The sequence below is a fragment of the Pseudarthrobacter sp. NPDC059871 genome (genome assembly GCF_042731175.1).
Lineage (GTDB): Bacteria > Actinomycetota > Actinomycetes > Actinomycetales > Micrococcaceae > Arthrobacter.
Window position 1 is genome coordinate 226,423 of record NZ_JBHWJV010000007.1, and the last position, 21,999, is coordinate 248,421.

Here is a 21,999-nt window from a genome sequence, read left to right on the forward strand (position 1 = left end):
CAGTGCCTTTAGGCCCGCCGGCCCAGCCGGTGCTCGGCCGCGGCAATGACGGGCAGGGTCCGGAGATAGGTGTCCGGGTTAAGGGACAACGAATCGATGCGTTGGCCCACCAGGAATTCAGCGAGCTCAGGGTGGTTGCTTGGGCCCTGGCCGCAGATGCCGATCCTGATGCCGGCCGCGTGGGCTTTGGCGATGGCCTCGGCGATCATGGCGCTGACGGCAGGATCCCGTTCGTCAAAGAGTCCAGCCAGCTGTTCGGAATCCCGGCCCACCCCCAGGACCAGCTGGGTGAGGTCGTTGGAGCCAATGGAAAAACCGTCGAACCGCTGGGCGAACTGGTCTGCCAGGATGACGTTCGAGGGGATTTCGCACATCATGTACAGCTGCAGGCCCGCTTCCCCGCGGACCAGGCCGTGGCTGGCCATGGCCTCGATCACCTGGTCGGCTTCGTGGACGGTGCGGCAGAAGGGGACCATTACGACGACGTTGGCGAAGCCGATCTGTTCCCGCCCAGCTGCGGCATTTCGGCAACGAAGGCCAGGGCGGCGGCCACCCACAGCATGAGGGCGAAGAAGTGGGTCAGCTCCGCCCAGAGCTTGCGCCACTGCGGGACGGTCTTCTCACCCGGCAGGACGTTGGGCCCGGCACGTTTGAGCAGTTCCGCTGCCCGCTCGGTGGTGAGGCCTGCAGCGGCCATCACACGCTGTCCGGCTCCTGCCCCACCAGGACCACCGGGCACGCGGACCGCGCGGCGCAGGCCTTGCTGACTGAGCCCATGGACGTGCCGGTGAAGCCTCCTTCACCATGCCTGCCCACCACCAGCAGCTGGGCCCGCTTGCTCTCTTCCACCAGGACTTTGCCCGGCGCTCCGAACCTGACCGTCACGTCGGTGGCCGTAGGCCGGCCGCTCGTGAAAGCCCGGCCCAGGGCATCCTCCACCAGGCGCCTGGCGGTGTCCTCCAGCCCGGCCGTCAACGGGTGCTCGCTGCTCTCAAGGCTGGATACCACCAGGTAATCGGGCATCCCGATGCAGGTGATGACCTCCAGCCTGGCGCCCAACCGGGCGGCAAGGGTTCCGGCGTACCGGAGGGCAGCCGAGGAAAATTCGGACCCGTCAACACCCACGATGACAGGCCGGGAAGCTGATTCTTCATTCATATCCACTACCTTCGACACGACGGCGGGCGGCCGGGAAGTGCCAAAGGTCATACCGGTGTGGCCGGCCGGACGGTGGCTCCGTGCAGGGCCCGCAGCCCGTTCAGGATGGTGGCCAGGTCCACGAGCTCCTGGAGGAGGGCGCCTGTGACGGCGGGAATGTAGCCGGTCATGGCCACGGCCATCAGCCCGACGCTTAGTCCGATGCCTGTCCAGATGCTGACGAGGGCCACTGACATGGTGCGTTGCCCGATTGCCACCGCCAGGGCAACCCGGGACAGGTCATCCAGCATCACCACCACGTCCGCGGATTCGCTGGCAGCCGTAGCGCCCTTGGCGCCCATGGCGATGCCCACGTCCGCTGCCGCGAGCACCGGCGCGTCGTTGACGCCGTCGCCCACCATCAGCACGGGCCGCTCGCGGACGGCCGCCACGGCCTGGACCTTGTCCTCCGGTAAACAGTCCGCCTGCACCCTGGTGATGCCGGCTTCCCTGGCGATGTGTGCGGCGGTGGCGCCGGCGTCGCCGGTCAGCAGTACGGTGTGCTGGACCCCCAGCCGCTGCAGCTGGTCAAGGGTTCCCACCGCATTGGCCCGCAGCGGGTCTTTCATGATCAGCGCTCCGGCGTACGTCCCATTGATGGCCACATACACCGCCAACTGGCCGCTTCGGAGCGACGCTTCGCGGAACCCGGCCGCTGATTTCACCAGGCCGGCTTTGCCCACCACCACGGTGTCGTCCCCGCAGACGGCCTGCACTCCGTGGGTGGCCTGCTCGGTGGCTTCCGTCACCGGCAGGAGCTCCAGGTTGCGCTGGGAGGCCGCCTCGATGACGGAGGCCGCCAGGACGTGGGAGGAATACTGTTCGGCGGAGGCAGCCAGCTGCAGGATGCGCGCGGGATCGAAGGCCGGCCTGGCGCCGGACCCCGCGGCCGGTGCCGCCTGTACCGTATCCAGGACGGGACGTCCCGAGGTCAGGGTTCCGGTCTTGTCGAAGACCGCCGTCCGGGCGCGGGCCAGCTGTTCCAGTGTGCCGGTGTTCTTGATGATGATGCCTTTGTGGGCCGCCTGGCTGGTGCCGGCGAGGAATGCCACGGGTGCGGCGATCAGGAGCGGGCACGGTGTGGCCACCACCAGGACCTGGGCAAACCGGACGGGGTCTGCCGAGAGGAACCAGGCGGCGGCGGCCATGGCCACCGCGAGCGCGGTGAAAGGAACGGCGTACCGGTCCGCGAGCCGCACCACCGGTGCCCGGCTGGAGGAAGCCTCCTCCACCAGGGCAATGATGCGGCTGTACTGCGAATCGGCGGCAGTGGCCGCCGCCCGAACCCTGATGGCCGCCTCGCCGTTGACGGAGCCACTGAGCAGGAGATCGCCGCGCACCCTCTCCACGGGCAGGCTCTCGCCGGTCAGGGACGATTCGTCCATGCTGGCCGCCCCGGACAGGAGCTCGCCGTCCACCGGGACCAGTTCGGAGGGCCGCACCACCAGGATGTCGCCCGGAAGTACGTCACCGATGGGGGTGTCCTCCAGTACCGACCCGTCGGTCTCCCGGTGGGCGTAGCGGGGAGCCCTGTCCAGCAGGGACCTCAGTTCGCGGACGGCGCGGCCCTGGGCGAAGGTCTCCAGCGCCTCGCCGCCGGCAAGCATGAGGATGACCACCAGCGCTGCCAGGTACTCGCCCACGGCCACCGTGCTCGCGATGGCCATGAGCGCCAGCACGTCGATCCCCCAGCGCCCCTCCCGGAGGGACCGGACCATCGCCACCGCGCGGAACACGGCCACGAGGGCTGCGTAGGCGGATGCACCCAGCCGCGCCGGCTCTTCCCGCCCGGAGAGCAGCAGCCCCAGGGTGGCGGCGAGCACCAGGCAGGTCAGGAACACCAGGGGGTAAAGGCGGACCTGGGCCCGCATCCTGGACAGCAGCGGATGGCCCGGTGCCGGGCTGGTGCCGGCCGTCCCGGGCCCTGCGATCATGCCCGACGGGGACGGCTGTCCCTTAGGCAAGGTCCGCCCGCGGGGCATCATCCAGGTGGTTCCACCACGTCAGCGGGGAGGCCACCACGAACCGCCTGCCGGTCACGGACCTGGGAACGATCCGCACAAAGTGGTCTTTGGGTCCCGCCTGCCACGGAAAAAGGACAAGCCCCACGCCCTTCATCAGGTCCGGGGACGGTTCCAGGACCACGGCGCGGCCCTTGACCTCCACGCTCCACGCCCGCCGCGGTTCGCCTCCGGTGCCGTCGGCTTCGAGGGCGACGGCGGCGTCCCCGGCCAGGGCGGCCAGTTTTGTTCCCTCGCCGGTGCGGAACACCAGGGACCCGTTGTCCACTTTGTAGTTGACCGGGAAGATTTCCGGATGCCCGTCCACCAGGACCGCCAGGTGTCCCACTGACACTTCGCGCAGGAGGTCCCAGCAGGTATCGGCGCTGAGCACCTCCATCTCCGGAGCCGCTGAAATGTTGTGCATACAGCCGAACGTAGTGGCCGCGGCGCAGCTGCACTAGGGCATTACGGCCCGGGCGCGGTGTGCTGCCGGGGTGCACCGGCGCCTTACGGTCTTTGGGCCCTGTTGGTACCCCGGCAGGGCTTCTAGGATCTGCACATGACCGATAAGAACATGGTGCCCGAAGCTGAAGTCCTCGATACCGACGAGTGCTGGCGGTTGCTGGCAAACACGAGTGTTGGACGCCTCGCCGTGGTGGTTGATGGCCAGCCGGACGTCTTCCCGGTGAGCTTCAAGCCCGACGGCGGCGGCCTGCTGTTCCGCACCGGCAGTGGAACCAAGCTCGATGCCATGGAAGCGAACTCGCTGGTTGCCCTCGAAGCCGACAGCGTGAGCGGCGAGTTCGGGCTTGCATGGAGTGTTGTGGTCAAGGGCAACGCAGTCCAGGACGATGCCTCGGAGACTTCGCTCAACGACACCCGCCGCGGGCTGTTTCCCTGGCAGGGTGTGGGCCAGGAGCACCTGATCCGGATCGTTCCCCAGTCGGTGACCGGCAGGAAGTTCACCCTGTCCGCAACAGGGACCTGGCGGACCACCCTTGACGACGCCACCCGGGCAGGGCTCGAATAACCGCATCAGCCTGCGAGGCCTTGCGTGCGCACTGCTTTAGGGGCCTAAGGCCCTGACGGGCCCGGCAGCGTAAGCGGCACCATGGTGCCATGAACAGCTCCAGCACCAACGGCGACGCCGGCCTCCCGCCCCGGCAAGTGCACCTCGCAGAGCAGCCGGTCGCCGTCGTCCGTGAACGGGTCCGCATGGAAGAGCTCCCGGCCTTCTTCGGCCGGGCCTTCGGCAGCGTCATGGCGGCAGCGCAGCGCCAGGGTGCCACCCCTGCCGGGCCGCCCTTCGCGCGCTACTACGGCATGCCCGGCGAAACCGTGGACGTGGAGGCCGGTTTCCCCATCACCGGCACGTTCACCACCGCCGATGGCGTCCTGGCTGGAACATTGCCGGAGACCGATGCCCTGGAAGCGATCCACACCGGCCCCTACGACGCCCTCCAGCAAACCTACGGAGCCATCCAGCAGCAGATGCAGGCAGACGGGCTCACGCCGGCCGACAGCATGTGGGAGTACTACCTCAGCGACCCGGAGAAGGAACCGGACCCCGCCACGTGGCAGACCAGGGTTATTTGGCCTGTTGCCGAGCGGTCCGGCTAGCTGCCATGGCCCGCATCCCGTCAGCTGCCGTGAACCAGCGCGCCGCACGCACCGGCCGGGAGTGGAGGCCCCTGTTCGTCTGCGCTGGGGCGGCGGCAATCCTCTTCGTGGTCCTGCTTATCACAGCCCTGGCCCTGGATTTCGCCGCGCCGCCCCCTGTGGATGGCGGCGCTCAAACGCTGGAGTTCATTGCCGGGCACAAGGCGGCCTATGTTGCCGAGCAGATCCTGTGGATCCTGCCGAACATCCTCGCCGTATTGGTCTTCGCCGCGCTCTTCGTGGCCGTACTTCCCACTCAGAAGAGCCTCAGCGTGGTGGCACTGGTGGCCGGCGCCCTTCCGTGGGCGCTGTTCCTGGCCGTTCCGGTCAGCAGCCGCGGCTCACTCAACCTGGTCTACCTCAGTGACCGCTACATGGCCGCGTCCACAGCTGAGGGCCGGAGGATCTTCGCCACCGCCGCTGAAGCCATCATTGCCGAAAACAACACCCCCGCACTCGTCGGTGCACTGTCGGCCGCGGGCATCCTCCTCATGGCCATCGCGATGGTCCGCACGCCGTCCGGGCAGTTCCCCCGCTGGGTTGCGTGGCTGGGTATGGCCACCGGGGCGCTGGGCATCGCCAGTGAAATCCTGCGCTACGCCGTGCCGGAATTCTATTGGGGTTACGGCGTCCTGCTGTGGGCGTGGTTCGTTGCCACCGGCATTGCGCTGATCCGGATTCCGGTCCCTGCCGCACAGCACCGCGCACCCGCGGAGGCTTAGGAGCGGCCCCCGCCCTCCGGCGTCGTACTCCGCTGCTTCAGGAGCGTCCGCATCTCCTCCAGCAACTCAAGCTGCTGGCTGTTGATGGCCATCAGCCGGTCGATTTCCCCTTTGGACTGCATGTCCGTCTCCAGGTCGTGCCGTGCCATGGCAGCTGCAATCGCATCCTGCCGTTTGGCGGCAATGAGGAGGATGGCGCCCTGCAGGCCCGCCAGCATGGAGAGGAAGAGGTTCAGGAGGATATAGGGGTACGGATCCCAGGCAGTGGCCGTCAGCAGGTAGGTATTCACGGCAGCCCATGCCGCCATGAAGGCCATGAAGAGACCCACAAATGTCCAGCTGCCCATCCCGTTCCGGAGGACGTCTGCCGCCCGCTCGCCCCGGCTAAGGCCTTCCTTGTGCCGGGCGTGCCACGTTGTTCTGCGCTCGCTCATGAGCCAAGGGTATGCGGCCACGGGCAACACATAGCCTGCGGCTGGCGGCGACAGATCGCGTGCGGAAGGCCACCCCGCTGGCGGCGCCTCCCCGGCCTCAGAAACTGGACGAACTTCCGGAACCCGAGAAACTGCCGCCGCTGCTTCCGTAACCGGTGGTGGTGCTTCCACCGCCGCCCCGCGCGGAGCTGACACTGTTGAGGCCGGTGTTGAGCCCCGAGCTGAAGGCCGCGACGTTGAAGAAGTGGTAGGACGGGTAGACGGTTCCCAGGATGCTGGGCTCATAGGTCCGGCGCTGGCTCCGCCCCAGGCCGTCCTGGGCGGCCTCCATCTGCTGGCGCATCAGTTTCGCTTCGCGTTCGTTCTTCGCGAACCCGGCTATCACCGTTGCGGCGTGGTTCTCCAGGAGCCCGGCCAGCCTGCTGCGTGCCTCGTTGAGGCGGTCCAGCGCCGTTTCGGGGGTGATCCGTTCCTCGGCCAGTTCCGCCGTCCAACCCTCGATGTCCCGCAGGCTGTGGTCCCGGAAGGACCGCAGTGCCGCCGCGGTGGCCGAGTCCCCCTGGCCGTGGTGTTTGGTCAGCAGCTGCTCCAGCCCGGAGAGGTCGCTGCGGAAGGGCGCGAGTTGCCGGTCCCAGGCGGCGGGCCAGGTGGCGGCCCGGTTGAGGAAGGCGTTTGTGTCCGCGATGACGTCATCGAGGGCATCAAGTTCGGTGGCGGCATCGGCGTATTCGCGGGTGATTTTGAGGTTCCCGCGTCGGCCCAGCGAGCGTTGGCTGAGCGCGTGCACCCTGTTGGAAAGATCGGTGGCGGCGGTGTACCGGTTCAGGAACGTGCGGTGCTTCTCCAGGACCTGGCTGCCGTAGCGGGAGGACTCCGGAATGGTGCCGGCGTTGAGCTCCGTGACGTCCAGGTCCATGCTGACGCTGGCGTAGCTTCGGTCGCCGCGTTCAATTTCCTTCCGGCTGGCGGACCTGGTGACGGTGCGGACGATCAGCCAGGCGCCGGCGCCGAGGGCGGCGATCCCGCCGCTGACCCAGGCCGTGACCAGAAAGGCAGCCGACTGGTACCACGGCTGGTTGATCAGCTGCGCGGCGCGCCGGACCCCCGCGACGGTGCCGTCCGTCCACTGGGCGTCCCGGAACAGTTCCTTGGTGGCATCCTGAATGTTGCTGCGCTGCTCAAGGGAAACCTTGCGGTCTTCACCCATGTAGGTACCCACGTGGCGGCCCACGGGGTCAAGGGCAAAGATGAACAGCCCGTCCGCCCACTTCTGCCCGTCTGCGCTGATCCATTCAGGATGCTCGGCACGGGCGAAGCGCAGCACTTCCTCGTTGAGGTTGTCTTCGGCCCGCCCGTTGTACGTATACACCGCCACGGTGGTGGGCTCGTGGAAGTCCAACGCTTCCACAGCCGGGACCAGGGTGTTCCGGTCAAGCACTCCGGCGGTGTCCTCAACCACCACGGATGACGGCGGAACCGCGAGCGCCGGGGCTGCGGTGCCAAGCATCAGCGCGGCCAGGAGCAGCCACAAGCCCGCCATCCTTGGCATGGTTTCCCGGCGCCGGGAAGTGTCGTTTATTGTCAGCGGCATCCGTGACCCCCATCGAAGTTGTCCTGGTCCATTCGTATCAGCGGGCAACACTCCTGGCCAGCGGGAACAGAACTTCCGGGCGCAGGTTCAAGCGTCGCCCGGATCATCCCTCAATGCCAGGGTCCTTGGTCCCGCAGCATCGGCCGGGGCGCAGGACAGGGACCCAGAGCCCGGGTCCTAAGACCCTTTCCGCGGAAGAACCGGTCTTCCATGCTTAAGGCCCGTGACGCGTCCTGTTCCGCGGGCAGGGAGGGGCGCGGCGCAGGCAGGCCGTGCATCGGCCCACCAGCACGCGATTCGGTGACACATCCCCAACAGCAAGGACCAGAGATGAAAGCGCTTGTCTACGGCGGGCCCGGGAAGAAGTCCTGGACAGATGTACCGGATCCGGCCATCCGGAACCCCGGCGACGCAATTGTCAGGGTGGACACCACCACCATCTGCGGGACGGACCTCCACATCCTCAAGGGTGATGTGCCCGCTGTGCAGGAGGGCCGGATCCTCGGGCACGAAGGCGTCGGCACCATCATGGAGGTAGGCTCCTCGGTCACCAGCCTCAAGCCCGGGGACCGGGTGATCATCTCCTGCATCAAATCCTGCGGCCACTGCGCCAACTGCAGGACCGGCCTGTATTCGCACTGCCTCGGTGACGAGGGCGCCCCGGGCATTGGCTGGATCTTCGGCCACCTGATTGACGGGACGCAGGCGGAGTATGTCCGGGTGCCGTATGCGGAGAATTCGCTGCACCTGCTACCTGGCGGCGTCAGCGATGAGCAGGCCGTCATGCTCTCGGATATTTTTCCCACGGGTTTCGAGATTGGCGTCCAGTATGGCCGGGTGAAGCCTGGCGATACCGTGGCAGTGGTGGGGGCAGGGCCGGTGGGTCTGGCGGCGATTGCCACCGCCGGGCTCTACGGGGCCGCCGGCATCATCGCTGTGGACCTGGACCGGAACCGGCTGGAGCAATCCCGCAGCTTTGGCGCGACCCAGGTGGTGGTGTCTTCAGACGCCGACTGGAAGAGTCAGGTGCTCTCACACACGGACGGGTTGGGCGTTGACGTGGCCATCGAAGCAGTGGGCATTCCCGCAACGTTCGATATGTGCACCGAGATTGTTCGCCCGGGAGGCAATGTGGCCAACGTGGGCGTGCACGGCAAGCCGGTGGAGCTGCACCTGGAACGGCTGTGGATCCAGAACATCAATGTCAGCATGGGCCTCGTCAATGCCAACACCACCCCCATGCTGCTGCGCCTGGTGGCCCAAAAGAAGCTGCCCGCGGAGAAGTTCGCCACCCATCACTTCAGCTTCGAGCAGTTCATGGACGCGTACGACACGTTCGGCCGGGCGGCCGAGACCCAGGCCCTGAAGGTGGTCATTACGCGTTAAGCCCGCCGGGCAGGATACGAAAAAACGCCGCGGCCCGTGGGAACGGACCGCGGCGTTTCAGGGATGGCGGTGACTAGTCCTGCCCGGGTCCCTGCGGTGTGGCCGGGTCCGGGGACTTTCCGTTGCCGGCTGAACGAACGGACGTTGTGGCCGCCGCTGGCGCACCGGCGGTTGGCGCTGCCGCCGGCTGGCCGAAGCCCTTCAGCATCTGGATAACGTCAAATCCAGTGGTGTCCTTGAGCAGCTGGGCGGTTTCGTGGACACCAGCGGAAACGTTCCTGCTCACCTGCCCGGCGCCGTCGTTCGAAATGATGGTCATGTTGCTGATGGCACCCATCGGGGCCGCGATTTCCTTGGCGATGGACGGCAGTACTTCCAGCAGCTTGTTCAGGATGGCTGCCTCGTTGAACTCGCTGTACGCCTTGGCCTGGGCTTCGATGGCCTCTGCCTCGGCCTTGCCCCGCAGCCCGATGACGTCTGCTTCGGCGATACCCTGCGACTTGGTGACTTCCGCCTCGGCCAGGCCGCGGATCTTGTTGATCTCGGTTTCGGCGTTGCCCTTGGCGGTGTTGGCGGCAGCCAGCGCCTGGGCTTCCACCTCGTTGCCGGCGGCCCGCAGTTTCCGGGTCTCCAGCTCGGCGGCTGCTTCCACCTTGGTTGCCTCGGAGATGCGGGTACGGCGGGAAAGATCCGCTGCCGCTTCCGTTTCCACCTTGTACTTGGCGGCGTCGGCGGGCTTGCGGACCTCGATGTCGAGTTCCTTCTCGCGGAGTTCCGCCTGGCGTGCCACCACCTGCTGGTTCTTCAGGATGATGGCTTCCTGCTGGTCAGCCTGGGCCAGCGGGCCGGCAGCGTCGGCCTCAGCCTGGCGGGCATCGGTTTCCTGCTTGAGTTCAGCGCGGCGGAGCGCCAGCTTCTGCTCAGCCTCAGCCGTCTTCTGGTCCGCAAGGGCTTTCGCCTCAGCGGCCTCGCGCTGCGAATTGGCCTCGGCGATGCTCGCGTTACGGGCCACCAGCGCGGCTTCGGGACGCCCCAGGTTCTTGAGGTAGCCGCCGGTATCATCCACGGACTTGATCTGGAACGTGTCGATCACCAGGCCCTGGTTGGTCATGGAGTGTTCAGCTTCCTCCTTGACCGAGGCCGCGAACTGCGCGCGGTCCTTGATGATCGCGTCAACGCTCAGCATGCCAACGATCGAGCGCAGTGAGCCGGACAGTGTCTCCTGCGTGTAGTGGTCGATGGCGTCCTGCTGGTCCAGGAACCGCTGGGCGGCTTTGCGGACGGAGACCTTGTCGCCCCCTACCTTGACCTGGGCAACACCTGTCAGCTTGAGCTGGATGCCGTTGTTGGAAATCGCCTCGATGGTCACCTCAACCTGGCGTGAGGACAGCGAGATGTGGCTGACGCGCTCGGTGATGGGATTAACGAACGCCCTGTTATTGATGATGACCCGCGACTGGTCATCGGAGGTTTCGTTCGTCGTGTTCGGATCGCTCTTGCCGGTAATCAGCATCGCCTCGTTGGGCTTCGCGAACCGGATGCTCTTGGTGTAGAAAATGAATCCCGCGATGAGCAGCAGCACCACTGCTGCTCCGGCGATCAAAACGATCACCATGGTTCCCCCAATAATCATTTCTCCCCTTATTCACATGTTGAATTTCTCCAGTCACTTTACGTGCCAAAACCTGCGGAGTGAATCCTGCCGGAGTGGCGGCTGTCCAGGACCGACGCTTCAGAGCTGCCGGCCAGGACGTACGACGGCGTCTGGCTGGGTGAGCAACGAAGTGGGCCTCGGGAGGGGAAGCCTGCGGATGAACAAGGGACCAGCGTGGGTCCTCGTTCGGTAGGTTGGTGCCGTACGTCAGGGCCAGTTTTCGTCGAGGCATGGGAGAACAAGTGAAAGCGATCGTGTACGAAGAGACCGGTGCGTCGTCGGTTCTGCAACTGCGGGACAAAGCAAAGAGCGATCCGGGTTCCGGCGAGGTCCGCGTCCGGCTGGCTGTTTCCGGGGTCAATCCCACGGACTGGAAGTCCCGTGCCGGCAGCGGGCAGGGCGGCACGAAGCTGACGGCGCCAAAGGTTCCGAACCAGGACGGCGCGGGCATTGTCGATGCCGTGGGCCCTGGGGTGTCGGGTTTCAGCGCCGGTGACCGCGTCTGGCTCTGGGACGTGGCCTGGGGCGGCGACGAGGGTACAGCCCAGGAGTATGCCATTGTCCCGTCGGTGAAGGTAGTTGCCCTTCCCGATGATGAGTCCTTTGATACCGGGGCCTCCCTGGGCATACCGGCCCTGACCGCACACAGGGCCTTGACTTCCAGTGAACACGGGCCTGACCGGCTCTCCCCCGGATCGTTGACCGGGCAGACCGTTCTCGTCACCGGCGGCGCAGGAGCCGTAAGCCACGCCGCGATCCAGCTGGCCCGTTGGGCGGGAGCTACCGTCATCACCACCGTCAGCGACGACCGGAAGGCCGGCCTCGCCCGCCTGGCAGGGGCGCATCACGTCCTCAACTACCGCACCGAAGATGTTGTTGCCGCCGTCAACGCCGCAGTCCCGGAGGGCGTGGACACCATCGTGGACGTCAACGCACCCGCCAACCTGGAGTCCGACGTCCAGATCCTCAAGCCCGGCGGAACCATCGCCATCTATGCGGCGAACCCCGGGGAATCGGTAACCGTTCCCGTCCGGGAAAGCATGGGCAAAAACATCCGGTACCAGTTCATCCTGACCTACACCGTCACTGACGGGCAGAAGGAGCACGCGGTGGAGTCGGTGGCCGAGGCCCTCGCGGCTGGTGCGCTTCGCGTCGGTGAGGACCATGGGCTGCCGCTGACCCGTTTCCCGCTTGCGGAAACCGCAGCGGCGCACGACGCCGTCGAACAAGGGACCATCGGAAAGGTGCTCATCGACGTCGCTCCGCTCCCCTAAAGGGACGGTTCCGCGCAGGCCCGGGCGTGCCAAATGTCACATTCACGGCCACGCCGGGCCGCCGGGCACCCCCGTGCAGGGGCCGCGGCTAACGTGGACGGGTGCGAATCCATGACGTGTCCAGCCCGCGATCCACCGCCCGGGTCCGCCTGGGATTCTGCTTCATGGTGGCGCTGCTCCTGGTGGTTGCCGGCCGGGTGTTCGTGGTCCAGGGATTCGATCCAGAGAGTTATGCGTCCAAGGCCGCAGACCGGCGGACCCAGGTATCCGCGCTCGCCTCCGAACGCGGAGCCATCCTGGACATGAACGGAAGCGTCCTGGCCCAGAGCACCGTCCGCTACGACATCGTGGGCACACCGAAGGTGAACAGCACTACTGAGACTTTCCGCCAGGTAGACGATTCCGGCACCGTCCGGACGGTGAGCCGCGACCAGGGCCTCAAGGAACTCGCCAACCTCCTGGAGATGCCCGAGCCCGAAGTCCGTGAGCTCATGGCCGGCGATGCCCTGTTCACCTATCTGGCCAAAGCCGTGGACCCCGGCGTCGAACGTGCAGTCATGGACCTGGGCGTTCCGGGAGTGGAGTCAAGGCCGGTAAAGAAGCGCGCGTATCCACAAGGTGCGGTGGCCGGCAGCATTGTTGGATTCACCAACGACCAGGGCGGTGCCGCGGGCCTCGAACTGACCCTGGACGAACAACTGACCGGCCGTGACGGGGAACGGACCTACCAGACCGGCGCGGACGGGATCATCATCCCCACCGCTCCGCTGGAGGTGGTCCCGGCCACCAACGGCCAGTCGGTCAAGCTCACCATCGACACCGATCTGCAGTACGCGGCGCAGGAAGCACTGGAAGCCCAGGCCGGCAAACTCAGCGCCGACTGGGCAAACCTGATCGTCGTCGAAGCCAAGACCGGCAAGATCCGGGCCATGGCGGAAACCAATTCCGTGGACCCGAACGACCCCGGCGCCACGGCACCGGAGGACCGCGGGGCGCGGTCCGTGCAGGCTGCCATTGAGCCGGGGTCAACGGAGAAGGCCATCACCGCAGCGGCCGCCATCGAGGAAGGGCTCGTCAGTCCCGGCTCGCGCCTCGTCATTCCGTCCGGTTACACGGTGAACGGGCAGTTCTTCAAGGACTCGTTCGAGCACGGCACCGAGCAGCGGACCTTCGCGGGCGTCATCGGTTCCTCCATGAATACGGGCACCGTCATGGTCGGCCAGGACCTGAGCCGGGAACAGCGTTATGACTACCTCCGAAAGTTCGGCGTCGGCTCCAGCACCGGAATTCCCCTCCCCGGCGAATCCGCGGGTCTCCTGGCCCAGCCGGACCAGTGGGACGGCCGGCAGGAATTCGCCGTACTCTTCGGCCAGGGCGTATCGCAGACTCCGCTGCAGACCACTATGGCGTTCCAGGCCATCGCCAACGACGGCGTCCTGCTCAAACCGCAGCTGATCGAGTCCTACCTCGACCCGGACGGCACCGAACACCCGGTGGAAGCGGAACCCGGCAGCAGGGCGGTCAGCGAATCCACGGCTAGGCAAACACGCGACATCCTCGAGAGTGTCGTCACCGCCGGCGGTGCCAAAGACATTAAGGTTCCCGGCTACCGGGTTGGCGGCAAGACCGGCACCGCCGAAGCGGTGGCCGATTCAGGCAAGGGCCTGGACGGCTACACTGCTTCGTTCGTGGGCATGGCACCGATGGATGACCCGCAGTACGTCGTTATGGTCAACGTCCAGCGGCCGGCCGGGAACATCTACGGTATTTCCACCGCGCCGGTCTTCAACAACATCATGACCAGGGTCCTCAGCAAGTTCGACGTCGCCCCATCCCGGACGCCGTCAGTCAGCCTGCCCCAGAAGTTCTGAGGCACGCGCCGCCGGGTTGGGCGCGCCTCTCTGGTTAGGCTGGGTGAATGGCAACAGTAATCCTCGTGCGGCACGGCCGCACCACCGCCAATGCGTCCGGAATCCTGGCTGGCCGGGCCGCCGGCGTGGGCCTGGACCAGACCGGACTTGAGCAGGCGGCTTTCGCCGGAGACCGCCTTGCCGTGCTGCCCCTGGCGGGCGTGGTGTCCAGTCCCCTGGAGCGTTGCCGGGAAACCGCCCGGCTCATCCTCGACCGGCAGGCAGGAAGTCCTGCCGTGCCCGTGGAAGCCGACCTCACGGAATGTGATTACGGGCAGTGGCAAGGCCGCAAGCTCAGTGACCTCGCCACCGAAGACCTGTGGGGTGCGGTGCAGTCACAGCCGTCCACCGTCGTCTTCCCGGGCGGTGAATCAATGGCCGGAATGCAGGCGCGGTCAGTGGCGGCAATCCGGCGCCATGACGCTGCCTTCGAAGCCGGTCACGGGCCGGGAGCCGTATGGGTGGCAGTAAGCCACGGCGACGTCATCAAATCGATCCTGGCCGACGCGCTCGGCATGCATCTGGACCTCTTCCAGCGCATCAACGTGGGTCCAGCCTCCATCTCGATAGTGCATTATGGTCCGGCGAGGCCAAGCGTCTACGCCACCAACACAGATGCAGGGGATCTTGCGTGGCTCGCACACGGCATCTCATCCGGCGATGCGCCGGTGGGCGGCGGCGCGGGACAGCCTGCCACCTAGGCCCATGTGCCTAAAATACTGGTATGCCCACACTTGTTCACGAATTTGCCTGGCCTGACCGGGTCGTCATCGGCACCATCGGCGTTCCGGGGGCACGCACGTTCTACCTGCAGGTCCGCACGGGCAAGCAGATTGTCAGTATCGCGTTGGAGAAGCAGCAGTCAGCCGAGCTGGCTGAAAAGATCGACGACATCCTCGATCAGCTCGGCACCATCGAGGGAAATCCGTTCAGCGTTCCCGCAGGTACGCCCGTCGAACTGGTGGACAATGACCAGCTTGAGACAGTCGAGGAGCAGTTCCGGACGGGGGCCATGAGCCTGGGCTGGGACCCGGCAACGGCGCAGCTCGTCATTGAGGCCTACCCCATCATCGAAATCGATGCTGATGCCGGCGAGATACCCGATGTCGACGACGCCGAAGTCCCCGAAATGCTGCTGGTCAAGATGCCCGTGGGTACCGCGCGCGCCTTCGCCAAGCGCACGCGCGAGATTGTTGGCGCCGGGCGTCCCGCTTGCCCGCTGTGCGGCTATCCCGTAGACCCCGAAGGGCACGTCTGCACCCTGCCCGAGGCCTGATGCCCGCGGACCTGCCGGCCGGCGGCCTGACCCTCACCGGGCGGATCACGACGGCGTCAAACGCCACCTTCGTGGGGAGCGTCGGCGAGACGACCGTTGTCTACAAGCCGATCGCCGGGGAGAAACCGTTGTGGGATTTTCCCGACGGTTTCCTCGCCCACCGGGAGGTGGCCGCCTACCTGGTCTCGGAGGCACTCGGCTGGAACATCGTGCCACGGACCTGGCTGCGGGACGGTCCACTGGGCGAAGGCATGGTGCAGCTGTGGCAGGAGCCGGATCCCGGCCAGAAGGCAGTGGAAATTTTCTCGCCGGAAGACGCGCCCGAGTCCGGTTGGCGCCACGTCCTCGAAGGCGAGGACGAGACCGGGCGGACTGTTGCCCTCCTTCACGAGGACTCTGTGGCGCTGAGGCGCATGGCCGTGTTCGACGTCGTGGTGAATAACGCCGACCGCAAGGGCGGCCACATCCTTGCCATGGCCGGCGGGCACCGGCACGGCGTGGACCACGGGCTGACCTTCCACACTGACCACAAATTGCGCACGGTGCTGTGGGGGTGGCTGGGCGAAGACCTGGGCAGCGAGGAGCTGCAGGGCGTTGAGCGTGTGAGCGAGGGCCTTGACGGGCAGCTGGGCCGGGACCTCGCTGACCTGCTCAGCGTCGATGAGATCGCATCGCTTGCCGTGCGCTGTGCACGGCTGCGCTCGGCGGCCCGGTTCCCGGCTCCGGCCGGCGGGATGCCTGCCGTCCCGTGGCCGCTGTTCTGAGGCAGTTGGGATGTAGGCCCAACTTGCAACGCGCGACAGTAAGACCACGGAGGCAGAAATGAAGTCGGCATCGTTGGAGGGCAAGGTCGCCGCGGCATGAAATACGTGAGCCCGACTTTCCTGACTGAACCTACGCGCTTCTGGGAAGTCGACAGTGACACGTGGCGGACTATCGTCGACACCAACGTCAACGGTCCGTTCCTCATGGCCAAGGCCGCAGTGCCGCACATGTTGCGCCAGCGCTGGGGCCGCATCATCAATATTACGATGAACCACAACACAATGCGCCGTGCCGGCTTTTCGCCATACGGCCCAACCAAGGCCGCCCTCGGATCCGAAACTGTGATCTGGGCACGGGACCTGGCCGGTTCGGGCGTCACAGTCAACGGCCTGCTGCTCGGCGGCGCGACGGACACAGGCATGATCCCCGACGGCGTCTCCGCGGCTGTGCGCCGCCAACTGCTGCGGCCCGAAGTGATGGTCGAGCCGCTGCTTTGGCTGGCCTCGGAGGACTCCGCGGAGATCACGTGCACCCGCCTGGATGCAACGCGGTGGGACGAGACACTTACGCCGGAACGGGCGGCCGCAGCCGCCATCGAACACGCTGGCTGGGCCAACCAGGCTCCGCACTAACGGAGTCACAGGTGCCCTGACTGACGTCGTATTGATGGAAGTCGGCGCCTGCGCCGGAACAGTGTTCCTCAAGGCGTCGCTAGATCACTTCGAGCACGCGTTTGCGGGTGGGCGGTGGATGGGCACGATCCAAGTCGGCCAGGTCGCCGGGCGTGAGCCGGATGTCGAGTGCGTCCCGGCATTCCTGGACATGTTGCCGGATTGAGGCTTTTGGAATTGCCAGGACGTGCGGCTGCCTGAGCACCCATGCGAGGGCGATCTGTGCGGGGCTGGCACCGTGTTCGGTTGCGATGCGGGCCACCACGGGATCGTCCAACACTCCGCCCTGCTCCAGCGGCGAGTAGGCCATCACAGGGATGCCCCGCTGACTGCACCAGGGCAACAGATCGAACTCGATACCCCGGCGGGTGAGATTGTACACCACCTGGTCAGTTGTGAGCTTCTGTCCGCCGGGCAAACGCATGAGGTCCTCCAGATCCGTGACGTCGAGGTTGCTGACTCCCCAATGACGGATTTTTCCGGCGCGCTGCAGGTTTTCGAAGGCTTCGATCGTTTCTGCCACCGGAACTGCGCCCTGCCAATGCAGTAGATACAGGTCGATCCTGTCCGTTCCGAGGCGACGCAGACTGTCCTCGCAAGCGGCGACGGTTCCGTGCAGCGTGGCATGATGCGGCAGGACCTTGGTGACCAGGAACGCTTCGTCGCGACGTGTTGCCAGCGCCCTGCCAACCAGTTCCTCGGCGGCGCCGTCGCCATACATCTCAGCGGTATCGACCACGGACATCCCATGGTCCAGGGCCATCTGTATCGCGGCGGTCTCGCGCGCGGCGTTGCCGCTGTGCTCACCCATTCCCCAGGTTCCGATTCCGAGCACCGGGACCGCTTCACCGGACGGAAGAAGTATCTCGCGCATCGTAGCTCCCGTCAGAAGTGCCCGTTCCCGGCCTGGGATTCGCCGCGTTCGTTCAATTTACTCCCTCGGAGCAGGACAGGATAGGTCTACAGGTGCGCGCCCCCGCTCACCGCAGCGTCTGCACGCATGTCCGGGCTGCGCGGCTCGAAACCTTTCCAGTTCCACGGAGTCCGGGGAACTGGAACATGCCGGCGTCCTGCCTGCCGCGCGGAAGGGCGCAGATGGCCTCAAGTCAGGTGGGCGTCCATGGGTGCCGCGAATCCCGGGCCGCCATCCATGCTGCGGCGCTCGTCCTGGGGGAAGAGTCGCGCAAGAATCCGGTCAGAGTCCTCCTGTGCAGCGACGTCAAAGGCTCCGCCGGTGACCAGCAACTCGTCAGCTCCGGAGGTCGCGAGCAGGTGCTGGACTTGAGTCCGAACCTCGGAGGCCGTCCCGTACAGCGATGTGGACAGGCTGCTTTCGACCGCTTCCTTTTCGCGGGGAGTCAGCCCCGCCCACTCGGTTGGACCCACGGGCGCGAGGGCAGCGAATTCGCCGGTGGTCCTGGAGCGGGCCAGCGCGACGGCTTCAGGCAGAAGCAATTCCCTCGCCGCCTGGCGGGTGCCGGCGACTGCTACGTTGGCGGAAACCAGGATATAGGGCCGGTCGAACCAGCGTGATGGACGGAACTGTGAGCGATACCTTTCCAGCGCCGGGAGTGTGCCGTTCTGATCAGGCCGGAAAACAGCCGGCCCGCCCATTACCAAAGCGAGGCCGGCACGGGCTGCAATATCGGCTCCCGAGCGGGTGGCCAGCACGAATACCGGGGTAGCCGAATCGTTCCCCGGCCGGGCAGTGATCGACGCGGTTCCGGACAGGTAAGCAAGCAGTTGGGCCACCTGGTCTTCGAACTGCTCCGCGTCCTGTTTCCCGGCGCGCAGCGCATTTCGGATTGCCGGGGTGAAACCGACAGACCGGCCCACGCCCAAATCGATCCGCCCCGGATGCAGGGCCTCCAGCGTGGCCGCCTGTTCGGCCACCACGAGTGGTTGATGGTTGGGAAGCATGATGCCTCCTGAACCGACCCGGATGGAGTGCGTCCGGGCCGCAACGGCTGCCATCAGCACGGCCGGAACGGAACCCGCGATGCCTGGCACCGCGTGGTGCTCTGCGACCCAGAAGCGGTGGTAACCCCATTCCTCGGCCCGCCGGGCCCGTTCCATCACCAGATTCAGGGCGTCGGCAGCAGGAAACCCGTTCCGGGCGTTGGCACGGTCGAGAATGGAAATCCGTGGAGGGGGAAAGGCCATACTGCTGGAACCACTCGGGGCGGGGAAGAATTCCGCTCCGAACGAAGGTTCGGGATCCGGGTCCTGGGGCCCGCAAGCCTGCCACGTCGAGCACGAGAGGCCGTTGCATCCCGGAACGCCAACAAAGCGGGCCCCGCACTTTACCGCGCAGGGCCCGCTTAGTCGGAGTCTCACAAGTGATGTGAGGTTCCCATCTAACTGAGCAATTGCTCATGACCATACCCGCAGAATCTCAGGGACGTCTGGCCTTGCGCCTCGCTGGGGTAGGACGAGCTAACCGAGCAATTCCGGATACAGCATCCTAAGAGGAACCAGTCACAAGTTTGAGAACGGCTTAGCCAGCAACCGGCCTCCCGGGTCGTGAAAACTAGTCGACGCCACCCCGCGTGGCACTGTCGCGAGGTGGCACGAGACGACTCGGCTCAGTCCGCAGCGACTTACTGTCTCGGTCCAGATTTCGCCAACTCCATCCAACCGTGAAGTTAACGCCGTTGGCCAGGCCCTTCTCTGTGGGAAGGCCGTAGAAAGCCTTGCCCACTGAACCGCCCGGCAAGTCGTCTCCAAAGTCTCCCGCCCAAACAGGAGGATCTCCCTCGAAAGTGAACTCATCCTCCGGTGCCGTCAACCAGACATTGCCTACCATCCACCCCCGGTTGTAGAGCCTGAACTCGCCCACATGCCAATCGTCCCGCCGCTCGACTGAAAACGAAGGTGGCTTCAGTCTTGCGTCATCACGTTCAGCAGTTACCTCGGCGCTCCGTTTTTCATATCCCAGATCAAACTTCCTAGACTCCGAATTCCGTCGGGCTTCCAAGTTGTCGGTTCGCTGCTTTTCCGTAGTCAGGGGCAATCGAAATTTCAGCCCCGTAACCCAGCGCCCGAAACGAACTATCACCGTTCGGCTTTGTTCGCGACTTAGGAGGCTCAAAAGCAGGATTATGCCCGCTACTGCCCAGCCCAAGGGGAAGAACGGCTGAAGCCGACCCCAGAGCGCTTCTTGGGACTCCTGGGATCCGGGATTGAATACGAAGTACTCAAGCATCAAAGCGACAAAGGGCGTCACCACCAGGCTCAGTAGAGCTATCAGACCCGTCGAGACGTATGACAAGAAGCCTTTACGGAGAGGGGGCGGAGGAGGCATTGCATCATTCACCCGTTGAAGTTTACGCGGACTTGCCTTGAATGGTTCCAAAGCTAAGAGAGGCCGGGCAGAGGGTTTCTAAGACGCTTGGCGATGCCCAGAAGAAGCTCAATGCTCTCACGAAGGCTGTCGTCGGACAGAACGTTGTGGGGGTTTTCCGGATGATGGATCATGTTGCGAACGGCGGTGGGCAAGGTTGTCCTCTTGAGGGTCACCTTACCGTCCGGGTGCAATTCCGAGTAAGGCGTCGCCCGCGCCAGTCCTTGGTTTACAAGCCAGTTGTCAAACGCGCCCACTCTGGCCGCGCCCGCGAAGTCCTGCAGTCGTCCCATCAGGATGGTGTGGTTGATGATGAAGGTCTCCCGGTCGATGTCGGTCAGGTCGTCAAGCGATGCCCAACCGCTGTCAATCAGGTCTTGATGGTGCCACCGGAGAGGCAGTGAACGGCTCTCGACGCGATCGGCAAGAACCCGGAGGATAAGCACGAAGTCAAGGCCTGCAATAAAGTCTTCAAGTAGTGCCCCCTCCGTGTCCTATGCAGCGAGCAGGTTCACTACGAATGCTCTGAAGTCACAGTCGTATGGTTCCAAGTTCGCCGGCGTGAGCGAGGCGAAGTCGACGTTGGTAAGAACACTGCGGAAGTCCGCAAAGGAGAGGCTCAATTCAGCGGTCCGGTTCCAGCGCATCACAGAGGTTTCGAACTTCATCTTCGTCTCCTGCCGCGAGAATCCGAGATGACAAAGTCGGAAGTAGGCTTCGTTCAAGGTTGTCTGGAACCCGGGCTTCGTCTCGACGGCACCGTCTGCGTACTGATACTCGACGTCACTGAGGCTCCCTGGCGGGAAGAGCCAGTGGTGACGATTCCAGTACCGGTTTTTTCCCCAGTCGATTTCGATGCCGTTCAGTGCCAGCGTGATTCCGGTGCCCATGGCTAAATTCTGACATTGGCTCTAGATTCCGGCATGGCCCCAGTTCGCTCGTTGCTCTCGCCGGTCCGGTTAAGCGCCGGGACGGAGCTTTTTTCTCCGAGCACTCCGATCCAGTGAGGTCTTGGCTACGGCTTGTCTAGGATCGACTCGCTGTGGGCGTTGATCAGCCTCGAACCGACCTTGATGTCCAGACGGATCCTGTTGTCCTTCCAACTCCCCGTATGGCCCTTCGAGCGAGCACTCGGCTCAGCGCCGGAATGGGAAGTCCGGTCTCGACCGGCGTGCGGCAGTGGGCGCCCGTGTAGCCGGAGTTCAACTGACCCCCGCTAGACCTAGGCCGCGCCTATGTGCGGGACCCTGTTGACCCGCACGAACGATGTGATGCTCCCTCCCTCGCATTCTGATGTGCCCAACGACGAGCATAGGACTGCATCAACTGTTGATTGAACAATCGGCTCAAGAAAAGGCCTAAGGATGCGGCCAAAGCCCGCAGGCATTCCCATTGCGGGCCGACACGGTTTGCCTTCAGCGTGAGCCGTTCAGGAAGCCTTCGCTGCAGCCTCACTACCCGTTGCGCCGGCATCATCTGACGGTCTTCTTGAACGCGTCCAAAACGGAACCAGCACGAGGTAAAGGGTCAACCACCAAATGTAGACTCCAGCGGCACCGTTGGCGGTACCGGGATCACAGAGGCCATGCAGTAGGTCGTTGCGCAGGTTTGAGCCCCTGGGGTCTACGAGCGTTGCTCGGAACGCAAATTCAATGTCCTCATCAAACACGCCATGCTCCCTCGCCAAGTCCAGCAATGGGCCGAAAGTCTTCTCCGCTTCGGTCCCATCCGGGTCTATCGATGTCGTGACTACTTCACGAGACTTGAGGTGGAAGCGGATGAGGTTTTCAATTTGGGGAATCAGCAGGTGGCTACTCGTAACGAAATCCCAGTCAAACCCCGCGGCAAGCCCCAGGGCAAAGATCGCTTCGCGCCCCGGGGGAACAGCAGGTGATCGCCTAGCAAGCTCATCCAACAGCTCTTTGCGGATCCAGTGTTCCTCGGAAATAGACCTGAGAGCCGGGGCTATGGCTCCCTGGACGAGGCTTCCAATGAACATTTGGTGGCTGGTGACTACGTTGTTGACGCCAACCGAAAATAGGGCCAAAAACGCCAACTGAAAATGAGGCCACTGACCATTATGGAAGGTGATCACATTGGATGTTTGGGCGCAG

At 65.0% G+C, this 21,999-nt stretch carries 23 protein-coding genes and 1 pseudogene; 10 read left to right on the forward strand and 14 right to left on the reverse strand.

The window, feature by feature from the left end; all coding sequences use genetic code 11:
• Positions 1-8 precede the first annotated feature (8 nt).
• From ACFV4R_RS11750 to ACFV4R_RS11770, 5 genes and pseudogenes are all read right to left on the reverse strand, one after another.
• Positions 9-512: pseudogene (locus tag ACFV4R_RS11750) on the reverse strand (putative PEP-binding protein); the annotation flags it as partial.
• The gene (locus ACFV4R_RS11755) at positions 476-697 is read right to left on the reverse strand and encodes a cation-transporting P-type ATPase (RefSeq protein ID WP_377204215.1); all 222 of its coding nucleotides are present in this window, start codon (positions 695-697) and stop codon (positions 476-478) included. The pseudogene ACFV4R_RS11750 and the gene ACFV4R_RS11755, both read right to left, overlap by 37 nt.
• Positions 697-1,158, reverse strand: a complete 462-nt coding sequence (locus ACFV4R_RS11760) for a universal stress protein (protein ID WP_377204179.1) — start codon at positions 1,156-1,158, stop codon at positions 697-699. The genes ACFV4R_RS11755 and ACFV4R_RS11760 overlap by 1 nt, the downstream gene beginning before the upstream one ends.
• Before the next feature lie 47 nt (positions 1,159-1,205).
• On the reverse strand, positions 1,206-3,068 hold the full coding sequence (locus ACFV4R_RS11765) for a heavy metal translocating P-type ATPase (protein ID WP_377204214.1): 1,863 nt from the start codon (positions 3,066-3,068) through the stop codon (positions 1,206-1,208).
• An 85-nt stretch (positions 3,069-3,153) separates the two neighbouring features.
• Positions 3,154-3,624 carry a pyridoxamine 5'-phosphate oxidase family protein gene (locus ACFV4R_RS11770; protein WP_377204178.1) on the reverse strand — a complete coding sequence of 157 codons (471 nt, stop codon included), beginning with the start codon at positions 3,622-3,624 and terminating at the stop codon, positions 3,154-3,156.
• A 135-nt stretch (positions 3,625-3,759) separates the two neighbouring features.
• On the opposite strand from ACFV4R_RS11770, the gene ACFV4R_RS11775 reads away from it, so the two are divergent.
• The 3 genes from ACFV4R_RS11775 (at position 3,760) to ACFV4R_RS11785 (ending at position 5,581) form a co-directional block, all read left to right on the forward strand.
• Positions 3,760-4,230 carry a pyridoxamine 5'-phosphate oxidase family protein gene (locus ACFV4R_RS11775; protein WP_377204177.1) on the forward strand — a complete coding sequence of 157 codons (471 nt, stop codon included), beginning with the start codon at positions 3,760-3,762 and terminating at the stop codon, positions 4,228-4,230.
• An 89-nt stretch (positions 4,231-4,319) separates the two neighbouring features.
• Entirely contained in the window at positions 4,320-4,820 is a 501-nt protein-coding gene (locus tag ACFV4R_RS11780) for a GyrI-like domain-containing protein (protein ID WP_377204176.1), read from the forward strand.
• Between the two features lie 5 nt (positions 4,821-4,825).
• Entirely contained in the window at positions 4,826-5,581 is a 756-nt protein-coding gene (locus ACFV4R_RS11785) for a DUF4386 family protein (protein ID WP_377204175.1), read from the forward strand.
• Here the strand turns inward: ACFV4R_RS11785 and ACFV4R_RS11790 are convergent.
• The gene (locus ACFV4R_RS11790) at positions 5,578-6,015 is read right to left on the reverse strand and encodes a DUF1003 domain-containing protein (RefSeq protein ID WP_377204174.1); all 438 of its coding nucleotides are present in this window, start codon (positions 6,013-6,015) and stop codon (positions 5,578-5,580) included. The genes ACFV4R_RS11785 and ACFV4R_RS11790 overlap by 4 nt on opposite strands.
• Before the next feature lie 97 nt (positions 6,016-6,112).
• A complete protein-coding gene (locus ACFV4R_RS11795) occupies positions 6,113-7,564 on the reverse strand; it encodes a DUF5129 domain-containing protein (RefSeq protein WP_377204213.1) in 1,452 nt (483 codons plus the stop codon).
• Between the two features lie 372 nt (positions 7,565-7,936).
• Between ACFV4R_RS11795 and ACFV4R_RS11800 the strand changes: the two genes are divergently transcribed.
• Complete coding sequence (locus tag ACFV4R_RS11800; RefSeq protein WP_377204173.1) at positions 7,937-8,992, forward strand: zinc-dependent alcohol dehydrogenase family protein; 1,056 nt, start codon at positions 7,937-7,939, stop codon at positions 8,990-8,992.
• A gap of 73 nt (positions 8,993-9,065) precedes the next feature.
• On the opposite strand, the gene ACFV4R_RS11805 is transcribed toward ACFV4R_RS11800, so the two are convergent.
• Entirely contained in the window at positions 9,066-10,625 is a 1,560-nt protein-coding gene (locus ACFV4R_RS11805) for a flotillin family protein (RefSeq protein WP_377204172.1), read from the reverse strand.
• Between the two features lie 263 nt (positions 10,626-10,888).
• Here ACFV4R_RS11805 and ACFV4R_RS11810 point away from each other — a divergent pair, with 263 nt between their 5' ends.
• The 6 genes from ACFV4R_RS11810 to ACFV4R_RS11835 all read left to right on the forward strand — a co-directional run bounded on the left by ACFV4R_RS11810 (position 10,889) and on the right by ACFV4R_RS11835 (position 16,503).
• Positions 10,889-11,920 (forward strand): NADPH:quinone reductase, encoded by a 1,032-nt coding sequence (locus ACFV4R_RS11810; RefSeq protein ID WP_377204171.1) that lies wholly within the window; start codon positions 10,889-10,891, stop codon positions 11,918-11,920.
• A gap of 101 nt (positions 11,921-12,021) precedes the next feature.
• The gene (locus tag ACFV4R_RS11815) at positions 12,022-13,791 is read left to right on the forward strand and encodes a peptidoglycan D,D-transpeptidase FtsI family protein (RefSeq protein WP_377204170.1); all 1,770 of its coding nucleotides are present in this window, start codon (positions 12,022-12,024) and stop codon (positions 13,789-13,791) included.
• A 47-nt stretch (positions 13,792-13,838) separates the two neighbouring features.
• Complete coding sequence (locus tag ACFV4R_RS11820; RefSeq protein WP_377204169.1) at positions 13,839-14,531, forward strand: histidine phosphatase family protein; 693 nt, start codon at positions 13,839-13,841, stop codon at positions 14,529-14,531.
• Positions 14,532-14,554: 23 nt separating this feature from the next.
• Positions 14,555-15,106 carry a DUF3090 domain-containing protein gene (locus ACFV4R_RS11825; protein WP_377204168.1) on the forward strand — a complete coding sequence of 184 codons (552 nt, stop codon included), beginning with the start codon at positions 14,555-14,557 and terminating at the stop codon, positions 15,104-15,106.
• Positions 15,106-15,870, forward strand: coding sequence for an SCO1664 family protein (locus tag ACFV4R_RS11830; RefSeq protein ID WP_377204167.1), 765 nt, complete (start codon positions 15,106-15,108; stop codon positions 15,868-15,870). Before ACFV4R_RS11825 ends, ACFV4R_RS11830 begins: the two co-directional genes overlap by 1 nt.
• A 96-nt stretch (positions 15,871-15,966) precedes the next feature.
• Entirely contained in the window at positions 15,967-16,503 is a 537-nt protein-coding gene (locus ACFV4R_RS11835; protein WP_377204166.1) for an SDR family NAD(P)-dependent oxidoreductase, read from the forward strand.
• Between the two features lie 79 nt (positions 16,504-16,582).
• Here the strand turns inward: ACFV4R_RS11835 and ACFV4R_RS11840 are convergent, their stop codons facing one another.
• The 6 genes from ACFV4R_RS11840 to ACFV4R_RS11865 all read right to left on the reverse strand — a co-directional run.
• On the reverse strand, positions 16,583-17,416 hold the full coding sequence (locus tag ACFV4R_RS11840) for an aldo/keto reductase (RefSeq protein ID WP_377204165.1): 834 nt from the start codon (positions 17,414-17,416) through the stop codon (positions 16,583-16,585).
• Between the two features lie 227 nt (positions 17,417-17,643).
• Positions 17,644-18,705 (reverse strand): MsnO8 family LLM class oxidoreductase, encoded by a 1,062-nt coding sequence (locus ACFV4R_RS11845; RefSeq protein ID WP_377204164.1) that lies wholly within the window; start codon positions 18,703-18,705, stop codon positions 17,644-17,646.
• Positions 18,706-19,072: 367 nt separating this feature from the next.
• On the reverse strand, positions 19,073-19,858 hold the full coding sequence (locus ACFV4R_RS11850; protein WP_377204163.1) for a hypothetical protein: 786 nt from the start codon (positions 19,856-19,858) through the stop codon (positions 19,073-19,075).
• A gap of 41 nt (positions 19,859-19,899) precedes the next feature.
• Entirely contained in the window at positions 19,900-20,331 is a 432-nt protein-coding gene (locus ACFV4R_RS11855; RefSeq protein ID WP_377204162.1) for a hypothetical protein, read from the reverse strand.
• A 48-nt stretch (positions 20,332-20,379) separates the two neighbouring features.
• The gene (locus ACFV4R_RS11860) at positions 20,380-20,775 is read right to left on the reverse strand and encodes a HEPN/Toprim-associated domain-containing protein (protein WP_377204161.1); all 396 of its coding nucleotides are present in this window, start codon (positions 20,773-20,775) and stop codon (positions 20,380-20,382) included.
• A 539-nt stretch (positions 20,776-21,314) separates the two neighbouring features.
• Positions 21,315-21,999, reverse strand: a 685-nt coding sequence (locus ACFV4R_RS11865) for a DUF4209 domain-containing protein (protein ID WP_377204160.1), incomplete at its 5' end; no start/stop codon positions are given.

Coding starts and splice junctions, on each gene's coding strand:
- ACFV4R_RS11845 (WP_377204164.1), bottom strand. CDS start 18,705: ATGGCCTTTCCCCCTCCACGGATTTCCATTCTCGACCGTGCCAACGCC.
- ACFV4R_RS11765 (WP_377204214.1), bottom strand. CDS start 3,068: ATGCGGGCCCAGGTCCGCCTTTACCCCCTGGTGTTCCTGACCTGCCTG.
- ACFV4R_RS11805 (WP_377204172.1), bottom strand. CDS start 10,625: ATGATTATTGGGGGAACCATGGTGATCGTTTTGATCGCCGGAGCAGCA.
- ACFV4R_RS11785 (WP_377204175.1), top strand. CDS start 4,826: ATGGCCCGCATCCCGTCAGCTGCCGTGAACCAGCGCGCCGCACGCACC.
- ACFV4R_RS11835 (WP_377204166.1), top strand. CDS start 15,967: ATGAAATACGTGAGCCCGACTTTCCTGACTGAACCTACGCGCTTCTGG.
- ACFV4R_RS11860 (WP_377204161.1), bottom strand. CDS start 20,775: ATGGGCACCGGAATCACGCTGGCACTGAACGGCATCGAAATCGACTGG.
- ACFV4R_RS11800 (WP_377204173.1), top strand. CDS start 7,937: ATGAAAGCGCTTGTCTACGGCGGGCCCGGGAAGAAGTCCTGGACAGAT.
- ACFV4R_RS11825 (WP_377204168.1), top strand. CDS start 14,555: ATGCCCACACTTGTTCACGAATTTGCCTGGCCTGACCGGGTCGTCATC.
- ACFV4R_RS11760 (WP_377204179.1), bottom strand. CDS start 1,158: ATGAATGAAGAATCAGCTTCCCGGCCTGTCATCGTGGGTGTTGACGGG.
- ACFV4R_RS11755 (WP_377204215.1), bottom strand. CDS start 697: ATGGCCGCTGCAGGCCTCACCACCGAGCGGGCAGCGGAACTGCTCAAA.
- ACFV4R_RS11780 (WP_377204176.1), top strand. CDS start 4,320: ATGAACAGCTCCAGCACCAACGGCGACGCCGGCCTCCCGCCCCGGCAA.
- ACFV4R_RS11840 (WP_377204165.1), bottom strand. CDS start 17,416: ATGCGCGAGATACTTCTTCCGTCCGGTGAAGCGGTCCCGGTGCTCGGA.
- ACFV4R_RS11820 (WP_377204169.1), top strand. CDS start 13,839: ATGGCAACAGTAATCCTCGTGCGGCACGGCCGCACCACCGCCAATGCG.
- ACFV4R_RS11830 (WP_377204167.1), top strand. CDS start 15,106: ATGCCCGCGGACCTGCCGGCCGGCGGCCTGACCCTCACCGGGCGGATC.
- ACFV4R_RS11795 (WP_377204213.1), bottom strand. CDS start 7,564: ATGCCAAGGATGGCGGGCTTGTGGCTGCTCCTGGCCGCGCTGATGCTT.
- ACFV4R_RS11775 (WP_377204177.1), top strand. CDS start 3,760: ATGACCGATAAGAACATGGTGCCCGAAGCTGAAGTCCTCGATACCGAC.
- ACFV4R_RS11790 (WP_377204174.1), bottom strand. CDS start 6,015: ATGAGCGAGCGCAGAACAACGTGGCACGCCCGGCACAAGGAAGGCCTT.
- ACFV4R_RS11770 (WP_377204178.1), bottom strand. CDS start 3,624: ATGCACAACATTTCAGCGGCTCCGGAGATGGAGGTGCTCAGCGCCGAT.